The organism is Pseudooceanicola nanhaiensis, from assembly GCF_020171315.1.
Taxonomy (GTDB): Bacteria; Pseudomonadota; Alphaproteobacteria; order Rhodobacterales; family Rhodobacteraceae; genus Pseudooceanicola; species Pseudooceanicola nanhaiensis_A.
This window is the reverse complement of the sequence record NZ_JAIUZP010000004.1, coordinates 116,940-131,643: the sequence shown is the minus strand read 5'-3', so window position 1 is coordinate 131,643 and position 14,704 is coordinate 116,940. Positions and strand designations below refer to the sequence as shown.

Sequence of the window (14,704 nt, the reverse complement as noted above, 5' to 3'; positions counted from 1 at the left end):
CGGGGAATATGGATCGCCGGGACCGACGGACCCGACCATGGCTTGGCCGAACGGGACGGACGGCGTGGCTATCGGTCGGGGACGTCTCCTGCGCGCCTTGCGGCTTGCAGGACCCTTGCTAAAGCCCCGGCCGCATTCCGCGCTACGCCCTGTTCAGGGGGTAGACACCAGATGGTCGACCGGGGCGCGCGATTCTGACGAGGAATGGCCCCGCGCGGGACGGCCCGCTGGCGCGCGGGTGGCGCCGGGGCGGGGCCAGGGGACAGGCCTGGGCCCGGCCGCGACACGGGGCGTGGAGGGGCAGAGCAGGGGGCTTGCACGAAAAACCGGGCCCGCGTCGAAACGCGGACCCGGTGCGCCGGGCTGGGGAGGCACCGGCTGGGTCAGAACAGGAAGTCGTCCGCCGAATAGAGGTCGGACCAGCCGAAGTCGGAGAAGGCCACGCCGGCGAGGGTGATCGAATTCGCCCCGTCGACGATGACCGCGATCCCGCCCACATCGGTGAGGTGGTTGTTGAAGAGATCGTAGAACCCGGTGATCCCGGTCACTCCGGACAGGTCGATCTTTTCGCCGTCGCTTGCCGAGAACCCATTGACCAGATCGTCGCCGAAGCCGTCGACGAAGATGAGGACATCATTGCCGCCACCCCCCACGATCGTGTCGTCCCCGGCGCCGCCGGTCAGCGTATCGGCCCCGGCCTGACCTTTCAGCAGGTCGTCGCCGTCGCCGCCGGACACAACGTCGTTGCCCTTGCCGGCCAGCAGCGTGTCGTTGCCGAGACCACCGTCGAGGTCGTCCCAGCCGAAGCCCGAACCGCCCTTGAGGTTGTCATTGCCGTCGCCGCCAAGGAGCGTGTCGTTGCCCTCGCCACCGTCGAGCTTGTCGTTGCCGACGTTGCCATCGAGATAGTCGTCGCCGTCCTCACCCGATAGCTTGTCATAGCCGGTGCCGCCGTCGAGCGAGTCATCGCCCGCGCCGCCCAGCAGGGTGTCGCCGCCGGACCCGCCGTCGAGCGTATCGGCCCCGTCGCCGCCGTTCAGCGTGTCGTTGCCGTTGGACCCGTTCAGGTAGTCGCCGCCGTCCCGCCCATAGAGCAGGTCGTCCTCGGTCCCGCCGAACAGCTCGTCGTTGCCGTCACCGCCGTCCAGCGTATCGTTGCCGAGGCCGCCGTTCATCGTGTCGTGACCCGCCGCGCCATCGAGAGAGTCTTCACCCTCGTTGCCGTAGAGCATGTCGCTGTTGCCGCCACCGAGGAGCGTGTCGTTCCCGGCGCCGCCTTCCAGCGTGTCCTCGCCGAGACGCCCCTTCAGGATGTCGTCCCCGCCCAGACCCTGCAACACGTTGTCCAGGTCGTCGCCGACGATCGAGTCCGCTTCCGTGGAGCCGATGACGTTTTCAACGTTCGTGATCGTCCGCGGCCCCTCAAGGCCGCCGTTGTTGTTGTAGGTTCCGGCGTTGAGGTCCACGTCGAACCCGAGGAACGCTCCGAACGCGATCGCCGAGACATCAAGCGTGTCGATGCCGGCACCGCCGTCCACGTCGTCGGTGAACGCGCCGCCGATCATCAGCAGGAGGTCGTCGCCGCCGCCGCCGAACACGCTGTCGATGTCGAACCCGCCATCGATCGTGTCGTTGCCCGTGCCGCCGTCGATGGTGTCCGCACCGCTGCTGCCATGCAGCTCATCCGCGCCGGAGCCGCCGAGGATGTCGTCACTGCCGGAGCCGCCGTCGATGGTGTCGTTGCCGCCGCCGCCTCCGATGGTGTCGTTGCCGGTGCCGCCGAGGATACTGTCGTGCTGCGCGCCGCCTTCGATGCTGTCATTGCCGGTGCCGCCGTCGATCTCGTCGTTGCCGGAGCCGCCGAGGATCGTGTCGTCCCCGTCGAGCCCGTCGATCGTGTCGTCGCCATCATAGCCGTCCAGCAGGTTGGCATCGCTGCTGCCAAGAATGGTCTCTCCGCCCATCGAGCCGATCAGGTTCTCGAAGAGCACCATCGTCTCGGTGGAGATCCCGAGAGAGGCCGTCCCGGCGCCGAGGTCGAAGGTCGCCCCGCCGAGGGACAGTGCGCTCCAGTCCACCGTGTCGTTGCCGGAGCCGCCGTTCATCGTGTCCGAGCCGATCCCGCCGGTGGTTTCGCGGATGATGTCATCGCCGCTGCCGCCGACCATGCTGTCCGACCCGATGCCGCCGTCGAGCACGTCATTCCCGATGCCGCCATAGAGCGTATCGTTGCCACCCAGCCCGAGGAGCGTGTCGTCCCCGGAGCCGCCGTTCATCACGTTGGCGCCCGCGGTGCCGCTGACGCTGTCATCGCCGCTGCCGGTGATCACATCCTCGAAGTTGATGAAGCTCTCGCTGCCGTAATTGGTGGCGCCGGTGATCATGTCGATCTCGTAGGCGAAATCCCAGTGGGTCGTGTCCAGAAGGTCGGTCCCCGTGCCCCCGTCGAGGGTTTCGTTCGTCCCGGTCCCGGCCTTGATGGTGTCGTCGCCGCCATAGCCACGGAACAGGCCCGAGCCATCGGAGACGATCGTGTTGCTGCCCTGCCCATCGTAGTAGGTCTCGATGTTCAGCAGGGTGGCCGTGTGGTTCACATGGGTGCCGGTGATCGTGTGGTTCAGGAAGTCGAAGACCTCACCGTCGTAGGTGGAGCTGAAGTGGTTCAGCGTGTCGTTGCCGGTGCCGCCGTCCACGTCGTCGTAGTATTCGCCTGCGAGGACCACGATCAGGTCGTCGCCCGCGCCGGCCGAGACGCTGTCGGTGGTAAAGCCGCCATAGAGCGTGTCGTTGCCGTCGCCGCCGATCAGCGTATCGACGCTGCCGTCGCCATAGAGAAGGTCATTGCCGGTGCCGCCGCTGACATAGTCCGCGCCACCTTCGCCGCGCAGCGTGTCGTCGCCCGCCTTGCCGTAGAGGGTGTCGCTCCCGCTGCCGCCGAGGATCGAGTCATCGCCCGCGTTGCCGTCCAGCACGTTGGCCGCCTGGTTGCCCAGGATGGTGTCGTTGCCGCTGCCGCCTTCGACGTTCTCGATCAGCGAGGCCGTGTTCCCCTGGTAGAGGTAGGCGTTGTAGATCGAGTGGCTCGCGGTGTGGCCGTCGCCGAGGTTGGCCCGCTGCGAGGGGTCCGCGATGGAGCCTGACCCGGGGGTCAGGTCGACGTTCACGCCGACCGAGTAGGCGCTGAAGTCGTAGGTGTCGGTGCCGCCGCCGTCCCAGATCGTGATGAAGATCCGGTCGAACGTGTCGATGGCGAGGCTGCCGTTGATGTAGGTGTCACCCGATCCGGGGGCCCAGCTGTAGACCGTGTTGCCGGAGTTGGTGCTGAAGTCGGCGCCATACATGTACTGCAGCGCCGCGATGTCGTTGCGCATGTAGGTCTGCGGCGCACTGGTGGCGCCGAAGGTGACGAAGTTGGTGTGGCCGCCGATATAGGTGCGATAGGTCATGATCGACCATTCGAGGGAATCCTCGTTGGTCGGCAGGGCGCCATAGGTGCCCGTCTCATGGCCGTGCTTCAGGCCCAGCGAATGGCCCATCTCGTGCAGGATGGTGAACCAGTCGTAATCGCCCGCATCGGGCAGGTCGCCCGACGGGCCCATGAAGCTGTCGCCGCCGTAGATCGACGTGGAGGGGTAGAAGGCATAGGCCGTGCTGGGATCGCTGGAATTGGCGACGCGGATCGTGGCGTTGCCGGTACCCGCCCCGGCATAGGTGATGTCGATCCCGGTCAGCGCCTCGATCGAGAAGACGCCCGAGGTCTGGGTATAGACCGCCGCATTGAGCGCGAAGTGCAGGGTTTCAAGCTGTTGCGCGGTCAGCTGCGAGAAGCCTTCGAACTGCGCCGAGGTGCCGTCGCCGTCCTGGTCGGAGAAGTAGCCGCCCTGGTAGTCCGCCGCCGCATCCGGCGCGGAATAGGTGATGGAACCGGCCCATTTCACGCCCGACAGCAGAGCGTCGATGCTCTGGTCGCCGGAGGCCGAGACCGAGTTGGTCGTGGCACTGTTGCCGTTGTAGAGCGGCAGGTTGCCTTCACCCGCTCCCATGGTGGCGCCGTAGTTGCGGTCCACGCCTTCCTCGGGCTCGATCCCGTCGTCAGCAGCGATATGGCCGACGAAGGCGTCTTCGGTGGGGGCGCCGCCCGCGGGCAGCACGCCGCCGGTCGCGGGCGCGCCTGCCGGGCTCCACGAGACGGTGGTCGTGCCGATCTGGGGGGCGCTGTAGGCGTCGGGCCCGCGGCTCTGCGCCGCCGGGACATAGACCGTCGAGGGCGCTGCCTCCTGGCTCAGGTCCGGGGTGTTCACCGCGCGGTCAGTGGTGACCACGACGTTGCGGGCGTCCTCTTCCTCTGCGACCGGCGCCGTGGCGCGCACGCTGCTGCCGTCGGGGCTGTCCTCGGCGGGAAGATCGCCGCTGGTATCCGCCGCGGCCGTCTCCTGCGGGGCTGGGCTGTCACCCTCGGGCGCCGGGGCCGCGCCGCTGGCGGGCAGAAGGGCCTCTTCGCCCGCGAACTGGAGGCCGCTGACGGCCTGGCTGCCGACGATCCGGTCGGTGGCGTCGTCATTGTCATATGCGCTGTCGAAAGTGTCTTTCGGGCTCATGGGGGCCTCCTATGGATTTTCCGACCGGGGGGTAGGGCAGAAGGTCTGACCGGACGGGGGGAAACAAAGGGCGAGGCGCTCCTGCGCCGCGCCGATCAGGGGATGATCGGGGTTTTCTGAAATGAAGGTCCTGAGCTCCTCGCGGGAGCCCTCGCTGACCAGGCGCTTGTCGTCTTCGGTGATAATGACGTCCGTCGCGGACATGTCCGCGCCGTAGGGGGCCATGGCGGGGGCCATAGCCGGGGCGGGTGCGGCGGTGCCGCCGGAGGGCAGGCGCCCCTCCGCACCCGTCGAGCCCGCATGAGAGGCGGGGGCGATCCCGGTTCCGCAGGCCGCCGTCAGGATGACGGTGACCGCAACACCACCCGAGCGGGATGCGCGGGTGCCGGATCTGCAGGAACGATGCATCCTTCCTCCTTTCGAACGCCGACACCGCTGTCACAAAAAGCGGACAGTCCGGTAGCGGACGCACTCCTCTGCGGGGTGGCAGGGCGCTTCGAGGGCTGTCAGCCCCTCTGATGCTCAGATTGGGATCCGGGTCGCGCGCCTGTTCTTTCGGGGCGCTGCACTGCTTGAAAATGACCTCTTCTGCCGTCTCTCCACGAGCGGTGAAATAAATGCCGATGCCGATGAAACGTCTTATTCAATGGGATTTCTATACACTCATAGGGTGAACGGATCAAGCTGCGGCGCGGCATGTGCCATGTGGGCGGCGCGGAACCGCCGGTCGGGGAAACCGCCCAAGGGACGGCAGCAGGCTGGAAATGGGGCGGGCACCAAGCCGCTTTCCGGCTGCGCGATCATAAGTGGACAGTCGTCGCTGTTTTTCGCGTACTTCAAAGTGCTGGCATATCTAGGGCTTACCCTGCGTCACATGCTGCCCGCCATCGCAGGCCCGGCCCGACCGAAGGGGGCATCGGGGCGATGGGTGCCGGGCCGTCCTCAGCGCGCCGTCCGTGGAGGCGGGGGCTTCTGCCGCGCCGCGCGCCGGTCTATGTCTGGACCGTCCCCGGCGGCGTACCCGGCCTTTCGGGGGGGAATCACCCGCAGATCGGCAAGGGCCTGCCCACAGCCCATCGGGGGGCCTTGTTTCCGCGCCCGACAATGCCAACTTGCTGCAAAACTTCCGATTTCTGCGCCGCCGCCGTCTGTCCCAATGCTGGAGCCCTCCATGCCGACCTCTTCGAAGGAAACTCTGACCCCCACCCGCCGTGCACTGCTGGCCTCTGCGCTCGGGGCCGGGGCCTTCTGCCTCCTGCCTGCCGCCGCGCGGGCCAGCGGGGATCTGGTGGGCCAGGGGATCGGTCTGGGGGAGGCGCAGCCCTTCTCCTTCGATGAGCTGCGGGCCCTTGCGCGCCGCCTCGCGCAGGAACCCTATACCCCCATGGCCAAGCCCGACGCCGCGATCCTCGACCGGATCGACTATGACGCCCATGGCCAGATCCGCTTCCGCAAGGACCGGGCGCTCTGGGGCGGGCGCGAGCGCGACAACCCGGTGCAGTTCTTCTACCCCGGCCGCTACTTCCAGGACCCGGTGCATATCTACGCGGTGGAGGCGGGCATGGCCCGCGAGGTGCCCTTCTCCAACGATCTCTTCTCCATGCCGGACGACAGCCCGGCGCGGGAGCTGACCAAGACCGAGGGCTTCGCCGGCTTCTCGGTGCAGGATCCCAAGGGGCTGGCGGATTGGATGGCCTTCCTGGGCGCCTCCTATTGGCGCACGGCGGGCTATTCGGGGCAGTTCGGCCTCTCTGTCCGGGGGCTGGCCCTCGACACGGCGATCCCCGACGGGCCCGAGGAATTCCCCCGCTTCACCCGGTTCTGGATCGAACAGCACGAGGATGGCGCGATCACCACATCGGCGCTGCTGGAAAGCCCGCGCGCGACCGGCGCCTATCGCATCCGCTCGTGGCAGGACGCCGGGGTGGAGCAGGAGATCTCGGCCGATATCTTCCTGCGCGGGGATGTGGAGCGGCTGGGGCTGGCACCGCTGACCTCGATGTACTGGTTCGGCAAGCATGACCGCCACGTCGCCGCCGACTGGCGCCCCGAGGTGCATGACAGCGACGGGCTGGAGATCCACGCCGCCAACGGCGAGCGGATCTGGCGGCCCCTGAACAATCCCCCCCGGGTCATGGCCAACAGCTTCTCGACCCCGCGGCCGCGCGGCTTCGGCCTGATGCAGCGCGAGAGGGACTTCGACCAGTATCAGGATGACGGCGTCTTCTACGACCGCCGCGCCTCGGCCTGGGTCGAGCCGATGGAGGATTGGGGCGAGGGCGCGGTCACGCTGATCGAACTGCCCACCGATGACGAGACCTTCGACAATATCGTGGCCTTCTGGCAGCCCTCGGGCCCGGCCGCCGCGGGCGGGGAATACCGCCTGAACTACCGGCTGAGCTGGAAGGAAGACTGCCCCGTGCCGCCGGTGAACGCGCGGTTCCGCGCAGTGCGCCTCGGCAAGGGGGGTATTCCCGGCCAGCCGCGGCCTGCGGATACGGTGAAGGTGGTCTGCGACTTCGATACGCACGGGATGGAGGGGCTGGGACGCGGCCCCGAAACCACGGTGAACGTGACCGCCTCGCGCGGGGAGATCGGCGGCGAGGCGGCCTATCCGGTGGTGGGAGAGGACGCCTGGCGCGCGATCTTCGACGTGGATTTCTCGATGCTGGCGGCGGAGGATGACACGCCGATCGACCTGCGGGTCTACGTGGATCATGCGGGCGAGGCGATGACCGAGACGCTGATCCTGCAGCTCTTCCCCAGCCAGCTGCGAGACCTGCTGGCGTCGAGCACCTGAGGGGGCTTCCTGTCTCCGGGACAGGCCCCGGCTCGCGTCTGCCGAGGCACACCTGAGGGTGGCGTTTTACGCGTCTCCCTCAATGCCCGTCTCACGATCTTTTACCCCGTCACCGTCTGCCCCCCGCGCGGGACAAGGCCGCAGGCAGCCGCGCATCGCCGGCGCGCCCCCACGCGGCGGCGATTTGGTGAGGCTAGGCGGTCGCTTTCGAGGGAGGGACGAGCTTGGCTGCTATAAAGTGGGAGCCAGAGAGGTTCAGATCGCCCCCGCGCGCGCCGTCGATGCGCGGCTTCGTGGCAGGCGGAGAGGGGGAAGGCCGAAGCGGTGTTTTTCTGGCCCGGACTTGTTGCAAGTCACCCGCCAAGTCATAGGGAGGCTCACAGCTCACAGCTCACAGCTCACAGCTCACAGCTCAAGGCCCAGCCCACCGCACTGCCACCCTTATGCGGCCTTGCCGTCTCCCAACTCCTTGCGGGCCTCTTCCAGCAGGCGGATCGTCTCGTCGTAGCTTTTCAGCGACTTCGGGAAGTGATCCCGCTGGTAGCGGTAGAAGGCGAGCCACGTTTCCATCTGGTCCAGCGGATAGGTGTTGCTCCAACTGCCCAGGGTCAGGGTGAAGGTGCCGCCGGCGCGGTCGAGGGTGCAGAATCTGTCCGACATGGAGATGTGATGGCCCGCCCACCGGGCGATGGCAAGGGGCTCTGCGGGGCCGCGTCGCGCCACCGGGCCGCGCGGCGCCGGGCTGCCTCCTCCTGAAGCTCGGCGGCATGGATGCCGAGGATCATCAGCCCGGGCCAGAGCAGGTAGGCCTCGATCTCGATGTTCTCTCCGAAGGACAGCAGCAGCAGGGTCATCACGATTGCCAGCGGCAGCCGTCCGCGCGGGCCACGGGCCGCATCCCAGATCGCCAGCCCGGTCTGCCACAGGATAGGCACCGCCCAGGCGATCAGCCCCACCAGCCCCTTGACGAAGAGCAGCGCCCACCATGTGTGGTGGCTGCCGATGGGCATGTATTCCACGATGTGCGGCCCGGGCTGGACGGTGCCATGGCCGAACCAGAAGGCCTCGTTCTCCCAGCGTTCGCGGGCAATCCGCTGCAGGGTCTCGCGCACGCGGGTGCTGTCGGCCCGGGCACCCTTGAAGGCGCTGATCGCATCCTTCAGCCCCTGCAGCAGCGCCGTGCCCACCACGGCGAGCGAGGCCGTGGCCGCCGCCACCATCTGCCAGGCCCAGCCCTTGCACACCAGCGGCAGCATCCGCGGCCCGATGGTGCAGGCCACCAGCCCGATCAGCCCCATGCGGCTCTTCGACAGCAGGATCATCGCGACGCCCGCCGCGATCCCGATGCTGCGCCACTTATGGTCCTTCTCCTCCAGGGCAAAGCAGACCTGCACCACCCCGAGCAGCGCCGCGAAGGGCGACCAGGGGGCATAGAACTGCCACCGGGGGGTCCAGCTGGCGGGGTCCCATGTGAAGAAATAGACGCTGAAATACTCCGGCCCCGGTCCGCCGATGGCCTTCAGCGGCGAGGTGAAGATGCGCTCGGGCAGGCCGATCTGCGGGGCGATGAAGAGGATGGGCAGAAGCGCCAGCGTCCAGAGCCCGACGATGCACTGGCCCCGGATCAGCACCTCGCGGCGGATCGGCAGCACCGCGCCCGCAAGGGGGAAGAGCGCCAGCAACGCCCATCCCTTGGCCCAGCCGATCGAGGATTTGATCGTCTTCTTGACGCCCAGTCCCCAGTCGAGGTGCCCGATCCAGAGCGCCACCAGCATGACCAGCATGCCCGCGATCCAGCCCCAGACCACCGGGGGGATCGTCCCCCGGGCCCGCAGCTCGGGCCGGATCGCGGGGCCGAGGTAGAGCACGAGCGCCGCGAGCCCCGCCAGAAGCCACGCCAGCACCGGCCCCACGACGTAAAGCGCGCCGACGAAGTAGAACGGCCATGTCCAGCGAAGGGTCTTGTAGACCATCCGCTCCGCGAGGTTCTCGGGCGTGATCGGGATACGAAGCTTGGGGCGGCGGGGCATGGCAGGGGTCCGGGGCGTGAAGGGCATAAGCTGGAGGAGGGAGTGGGGCGGGGCGGTCGGGCAGAGCGGGCCGCGGCGTTTTTGGGGGGTCCACTGGCCCCGGCATATCAGGGCTCGGGAAACGGTCGGCTGGCCCTGCGCGGAAGACCCGTCTGCTGCCACGGCGCGGACCGGTGCCTGAGCGGCGCGTACCCGCTTTGCAAAGAGGGCACGCCGGGTTTGCAAACCACCCGCCTCATTCCGCAGGGACCCCGGCCGGCCCGTGCTCCTCCGAGGGTCTGCGCTTGCCGTCCCCGTCGCGGGGCGTCAGCAGCTTGTCGATCAGCGGGCGGCGCATCCAGCCGAGGAAGAAGCCGAGGAACATGAAGAAGGTCGCGGCGATCCCTGCGGCCAGCGCCAGCTTGCGCCGGGGGCTGCTGGGGTCCGTCGGCAGCGAGGGGTTCTCCAGCACCTGCACCAGCGGGTAGGAGGCAAAGAGATCGGCCTTGTTGGTCTGGGTCCGGGCGATGGCAGAGGCAAAGACCGCCTCGGCCACGGCAAAGTCCCGTTGCAGGTCTTCGAGCCGCGCGGCCGGGTCGATCAGCGCCATCTGGCGCGCCCGGGCCCGGTCCAGCCGGGCCGTGGTCTTGGCCAGTTCCGCCTCCAGCCCAGCGCGTTCGGCCTCCAGCGTGACAAGATCGCTCAACAGTGGCGCCCGGTTGCCCACGTGGGACATGTCGAGCCGCGCAAGCGCCGCCCGGGGCAGGCCGGTGATCGCCTCGGCCCGGGCCAGCGCATCGGCCTCGGCCCCGGCATGGGCGGCCCTTGCGGCCTGCACCTCGGGGTGATTGGCGCCGAAGGCCGCCCGCTTGCGCGAAAGCAGCGCCGCCTGGTCCGACATCTCGCGGGCCAGCGCGCCATAGGCCGTATCTGCGTGCAGCTTCAGCGCCGCCGCCGCCAGCCGGGGCGTCGTGTCGAGCGCCTGCCGCAGTGCGGTGACGGCTTCGCTCTTGTCGGCCAGCGTGGTGGCCATGTCGCCCGCCCGTCGCGCCAGTTCGTCGGTCTCGGCCACTAGCGCCTCGAACTGGGTGGCCGAGATCAGACCTGTCTCCCGTTGGAGCCGCGAGATCTCGTCGCGCGTGGCGAGGACGGAGCGGCGATAATCGTCGATCGCCTCGCCCGCGCCGACCTCGCGCATTTGCAGCTCATCGGTGCGCAGGGCCTCGATCTCGTGGAAGAAGGCGGCCAGCAGGGCCTCGCCACGGATCTTGGCATCCTCGGGGGAATTGCCGGTGATCGAGACATGGATCAGCCCGGTCTGGTCCACCAGTTCGATCCGGGGGCTGCCGAAGTCGCGCGGCTCCATCTCCAGCGCACGGGCGGCAGCGCTGACGATCCGCTCGGCGGCCAGCAGACGCTTGTAGGTCTCGGTCGGGCTGACGGAGGAATGCGCATAGGGCGAGGAGGCGAAGGACGACGCCTGTCCGATCCGGTCGAGGTTCACCGAGGCCGAGGCCCCGGAGCCCGGCAGGATCAGCGACAGCCCCGAGGTGTAGCGCAGCGGCGCCGTGGAGAGATAGGTGGAGATCGGCGTCCAGATGCAGACCACCCCCACGGCGAAGAGCCCGAGATAGCGCGGCAACCGCCCCGCGTCGGCCGGACGCCCGCCGCGCAGCAGCCGGGCAAAGGTGATGGAGCGCAAAGGGCTGCGGAACAGCACCGGCAGCGGCAGACGCAGGAAGCGCCGCAGCGCCCCGCGCAGGACGCGGACGAACAGGCTGAGCCAGCGGGTCAACAGTCGGATCAACAGGCGGGGCATGGGAGGTCTCCTTGGACCTCAGCCATAGCGCAAACCGCGCCTGCGCCGGGTGTCGCCGGAGGATGGGAAAATGGAGCGGGGGGAGAGGCTGGCTATCCGTCGGGATAGGCGCTTCCGTGGCGGGGGAAACCCGTTGCACCCGGCCGCGCGGCGCGGACCCTTCTTAGGGAAGCGGGAAGCGGGAAGCGGGAAGCGGGAAGCGGGAAGCGGGAAGCGGGAAGCGGGAAGCGGGAAGCGGGAAGCGGGAAGCGGGAAGCGGGAAGCGGGAAGCGGGAAGCGGGAAGGCCCTCCCGCCGGGCGCGCTGGGCACAGCCCCTGTCCGCCGGGGCATCGGTGCGGCGCGTCTGCGCCCCACCGGGGCGGGCTCAGAACAGGCCCTGTTCCTTCGCGATCAGCGCGGCCTGGGTCCGGTTCGCGGCGCCGATCTTGCGGTAGAGCGTCTTCATGTGAAGCTTGACCGTCGGCTCGCGGATATCGAGGTCGCGGGCGATCTCCTTGTTGGACTTGCCCTGCGTCAGCCCCTCCAGCACCTGCATCTCGCGGTGCGAGAGCATCTCGGCAAGCGGATGGCTCTCGGCCTCCTCCGCCGCGCGCATGAATTCGAGGGGGGCGTATTGCTCGCCCATGGCCATGAAGCGGATCGCGTTGACCAGCGACTTGGCCGAAAGCGTCTTGGGCAGGAACCCGGCCGCGCCCGCGGCGAGCGCCTGTTCGGCGACCTCGCGGCTGGCGGTGCCGGAGATGATCGCCACGCGGTGCTCCCCCGGCAGCGCCATGACGCGCTTGAGACCGTCGAGGCCATTCATCCCGGGCATGGTGAAATCGAGTAGCACCAGATCAAAGGCCTCGGCGGCCAGCAGCGCCTCGGCCCCGGCGAGGTCGGCGGCGGTGGCGGCGTCGAGCCCTGCCTCGTTGCCGACGTAGAGCACCAGCGTATCGCGCAGCAGGTCGTGGTCGTCGGCGATCAGAATGCGCATCTCGTCTCCTCTTGCGGGCCGCAGGGTCTGTCCCGCCTCCGCTTCACGGGAGGTTCCTATCATTGCTCGATTTTGAAAAGTCATCTTTTTCCTCCTTGGCGGCGCACCGCAGGCGGGGCTCAAACAGGCCCATTAAGACACCATTAAGGTGTCAGAAAAAGGGCGAGGACGGGGAGGCTGTATACACCTTCGGATAGGGGGCACGCCCCGATGATCCGCGCCGCGATGCGCTGGGCGACGGCGGGACGCCACAGGGCGGGGGGCCGATCCGAGGGGGCACGGGACCTCGCCGCCGGGGATGTTGAGCGGCGGGCAGGGCGGCGGGCACGGTCGGGGCAGAGGCAAACGCCACCGTCACATCCCGGAGACCGCCATGACCTACGCCGCACACCGCCCCGCCGATTTCCACGCCGCCCGTCCGGCCAATGTGCCCGCGGCCCCCGCAGCCGGGCTCGACCGTGTCCGCCTCTTCGGGCTCGACGTGGTGTCCGCCACGACCGAGGCGGTGATTGACCACCTGATGGCCCCGGGGCGGCGCAGCCGGGTCGCCTTCCTGAATGCCCATTGCGTCAATATCCTGTCGCGGGATGCGGCCTATGCCGATGCGATGGCGGGCGCGGATATGATCCTGCCGGATGGCATCGGGGTGGAGCTGGCGGCGCGGATGACCGGCCAGACAATCGCCGAGAACCTGAACGGCACCGATTTCACGCCCGCGCTGCTGAAGGCCGCCGCCGCCCGGGGGCTGAGCGTCTACCTGCTGGGCGCGCGTCCGGGCGTGGCGCAGGCTGCCGCCGACCGGCTCTGCCTGGCCATTCCCGGGCTGCGGGTGGTGGGGGTGCGCGACGGCTATGACGGCATGGCGGACGAGGCCGCCACCGTGGCCGCGATCAACGCGGCGCGGCCCGATATCCTTCTGGTGGCCGCCGGTGTGCCGCTGCAGGACCAGTGGCTGGCCCGCATGGCCGCCCGGCTGGAGCCCCGGCTGACGCTGGGGGTCGGGGCGCTCTTCGACTTCCTGGCCGGGCGGGTGCAGCGGGCGCCGGCCCCGGTGCGCCGGGCGCGGATGGAATGGGCCTGGCGGCTGGCGATGGAGCCGCGCCGCATGGCCGGGCGCTACCTCGTCGGCAATGCGACCTTCCTGGCGCGTGCCGCGGCTCAGGCCCTGCGGCAGGTCTCGCCCCGCGCCGTGGCGACCCGGGCGCTGGACGTGACGCTGGCGGGGGGCGCGCTGCTGCTGCTGGCGCCTGCAGGGCTGATGGTGGCCGCCGCGATCCGGGCCGAAAGCCGCGGGCCGGTCTTCTTCCGCCAGACCCGCGTGGGCCGGGACGGGCGGACCTTCACCATGTTCAAGTTCCGCTCCATGCATATCGACGCCGAGGCCCGCCGCGCGGCGCTTCTGGCGCAGTCGGACCGGGACGGCATCTGCTTCAAGTCCCGCAACGATCCCCGGGTGACGCGGGTCGGCCGCCTGCTGCGCCGGTTCTCGATCGACGAGATGCCCCAGATCCTCAACGTCCTGCGCGGCGAGATGTCGGTGGTCGGCCCGCGCCCCGCGCTGCCCTCCGAGGTGGCGGCCTATCCGGCGCGGGCGCTTGGGCGGCTGGCGGCGAAGCCGGGGCTGACCGGGGTCTGGCAGGTGTCGGGCCGGGCCGAGATCGGCTTTGACAAGATGATCGACATGGACCTGGCCTATGTCCGGTCGCGCGGGCTGCTGCTGGACCTGATCCTGATCGCGATGACCTTCCGGGCGATCCTCGGGGGCCGGGGGGCCTATTGAGGCCGCGGCCCCGTGGCGCGCCGTCGTCCCCAGCGACGGCGCGCCGACAGGATCCCGACACCTGCCATACCCCCTTGATCCCATCCCGCCTATCCGTTCGGATATACCCACTGCACGGATGCTCCCGAGACGCGCGGCCCGCGGGATGGGATAAGAGTTTCACAAGACCACCACTCACGGCATCCCCACGGAGGACAGACGATGATCGCCCAGACCTTCACGCGCATGGCCACGCTGGCTTTCCTTGCCCTGCCGCAGGGCCTCGCGGCGGACCCCCTGCCGACCCCGACAGGAGAGGTTCTGCTGACGGTCAGCGGGTCGATCACGAACACCAACGATGGGGATGCCACCCTTTTCGACCGCGCCATGCTGGAAGCGCTGGACCCGGTCACCTTCACCACCACCACCATCTGGACCGAGGGGCCGCAGGAATTTACCGGCGTCTCCCTCAAGACCCTGATGGAGACCGTGGGGGCAGAGGCCGCAAGCCTCTCGGCCACGGCAGTCAATGACTACGCGGTGAAAATCCCCGACAGCGACTGGGTCGACGGGGGGCCGATCGTGGCCTTCCTGCAGAACGGCGCGTCCATGTCGCTGCGCGAGAAGGGGCCGCTCTGGGTCGTCTATCCCTTCGACGACAACGCCAAGTACCAGAACGAAGTGACCTATTCCCGCGCCATCTGGCAACTGGACCGGATCGAGGTCGCGGACTGATCCCAGC

9 protein-coding genes are annotated in these 14,704 nt (G+C 68.8%); 3 read left to right on the top strand and 6 right to left on the bottom strand.

Features of this window, described 5'->3' with window-relative positions; translation table 11 throughout:
- Nucleotides 1-383: 383 nt before the first annotated feature.
- Together LCM32_RS05580 and LCM32_RS05575 are read right to left on the bottom strand one after the other, a co-directional pair.
- Complete coding sequence (locus tag LCM32_RS05580) at nt 384-4,598, bottom strand: M10 family metallopeptidase (RefSeq protein WP_224820079.1); 4,215 nt, start codon at nt 4,596-4,598, stop codon at nt 384-386.
- Nucleotides 4,599-4,607: 9 nt separating this feature from the next.
- Nucleotides 4,608-4,823, bottom strand: a complete 216-nt coding sequence (locus LCM32_RS05575; RefSeq protein ID WP_224820078.1) for a hypothetical protein — start codon at nt 4,821-4,823, stop codon at nt 4,608-4,610.
- Between the two features lie 946 nt (nt 4,824-5,769).
- Here LCM32_RS05575 and LCM32_RS05570 point away from each other — a divergent pair.
- The gene (locus LCM32_RS05570) at nt 5,770-7,398 is read left to right on the top strand and encodes a glucan biosynthesis protein (RefSeq protein ID WP_224820077.1); all 1,629 of its coding nucleotides are present in this window, start codon (nt 5,770-5,772) and stop codon (nt 7,396-7,398) included.
- Nucleotides 7,399-7,839: 441 nt separating this feature from the next.
- On the opposite strand, the gene LCM32_RS05565 is transcribed toward LCM32_RS05570, so the two are convergent.
- The 4 genes from LCM32_RS05565 to LCM32_RS05550 all read right to left on the bottom strand — a co-directional run bounded on the left by LCM32_RS05565 (nt 7,840) and on the right by LCM32_RS05550 (nt 12,203).
- Nucleotides 7,840-8,058 carry a hypothetical protein gene (locus LCM32_RS05565; protein WP_224820076.1) on the bottom strand — a complete coding sequence of 73 codons (219 nt, stop codon included), beginning with the start codon at nt 8,056-8,058 and terminating at the stop codon, nt 7,840-7,842.
- Nucleotides 8,007-9,428, bottom strand: coding sequence for an O-antigen ligase domain-containing protein (locus LCM32_RS05560; RefSeq protein WP_224820075.1), 1,422 nt, complete (start codon nt 9,426-9,428; stop codon nt 8,007-8,009). The genes LCM32_RS05565 and LCM32_RS05560 overlap by 52 nt, the downstream gene beginning before the upstream one ends.
- Nucleotides 9,429-9,663: 235 nt before the next feature.
- Complete coding sequence (locus LCM32_RS05555) at nt 9,664-11,226, bottom strand: hypothetical protein (RefSeq protein ID WP_224820074.1); 1,563 nt, start codon at nt 11,224-11,226, stop codon at nt 9,664-9,666.
- 365 nt (nt 11,227-11,591) lie between these two features.
- Nucleotides 11,592-12,203, bottom strand: a complete 612-nt coding sequence (locus tag LCM32_RS05550; protein ID WP_224820073.1) for a response regulator — start codon at nt 12,201-12,203, stop codon at nt 11,592-11,594.
- A gap of 373 nt (nt 12,204-12,576) precedes the next feature.
- On the opposite strand from LCM32_RS05550, the gene LCM32_RS05545 reads away from it, so the two are divergent.
- Nucleotides 12,577-13,983, top strand: a complete 1,407-nt coding sequence (locus tag LCM32_RS05545) for a WecB/TagA/CpsF family glycosyltransferase (RefSeq protein ID WP_224820072.1) — start codon at nt 12,577-12,579, stop codon at nt 13,981-13,983.
- Nucleotides 13,984-14,184: 201 nt separating this feature from the next.
- Nucleotides 14,185-14,697, top strand: coding sequence for an oxidoreductase (locus tag LCM32_RS05540; RefSeq protein WP_224820071.1), 513 nt, complete (start codon nt 14,185-14,187; stop codon nt 14,695-14,697).
- Nucleotides 14,698-14,704 lie beyond the last annotated feature (7 nt).

Bases quoted from the DNA above. Each gene is read 5' to 3' on its own strand.
- LCM32_RS05580 (WP_224820079.1), bottom strand. From the start codon at position 4,598: ATGAGCCCGAAAGACACTTTCGACAGCGCATATGACAATGACGACGCC.
- LCM32_RS05575 (WP_224820078.1), bottom strand. From the start codon at position 4,823: ATGGCCCCCTACGGCGCGGACATGTCCGCGACGGACGTCATTATCACC.
- LCM32_RS05570 (WP_224820077.1), top strand. From the start codon at position 5,770: ATGCCGACCTCTTCGAAGGAAACTCTGACCCCCACCCGCCGTGCACTG.
- LCM32_RS05565 (WP_224820076.1), bottom strand. From the start codon at position 8,058: ATGTCGGACAGATTCTGCACCCTCGACCGCGCCGGCGGCACCTTCACC.
- LCM32_RS05560 (WP_224820075.1), bottom strand. From the start codon at position 9,428: ATGCCCCGCCGCCCCAAGCTTCGTATCCCGATCACGCCCGAGAACCTC.
- LCM32_RS05555 (WP_224820074.1), bottom strand. From the start codon at position 11,226: ATGCCCCGCCTGTTGATCCGACTGTTGACCCGCTGGCTCAGCCTGTTC.
- LCM32_RS05550 (WP_224820073.1), bottom strand. From the start codon at position 12,203: ATGCGCATTCTGATCGCCGACGACCACGACCTGCTGCGCGATACGCTG.
- LCM32_RS05545 (WP_224820072.1), top strand. From the start codon at position 12,577: ATGACCTACGCCGCACACCGCCCCGCCGATTTCCACGCCGCCCGTCCG.
- LCM32_RS05540 (WP_224820071.1), top strand. From the start codon at position 14,185: ATGATCGCCCAGACCTTCACGCGCATGGCCACGCTGGCTTTCCTTGCC.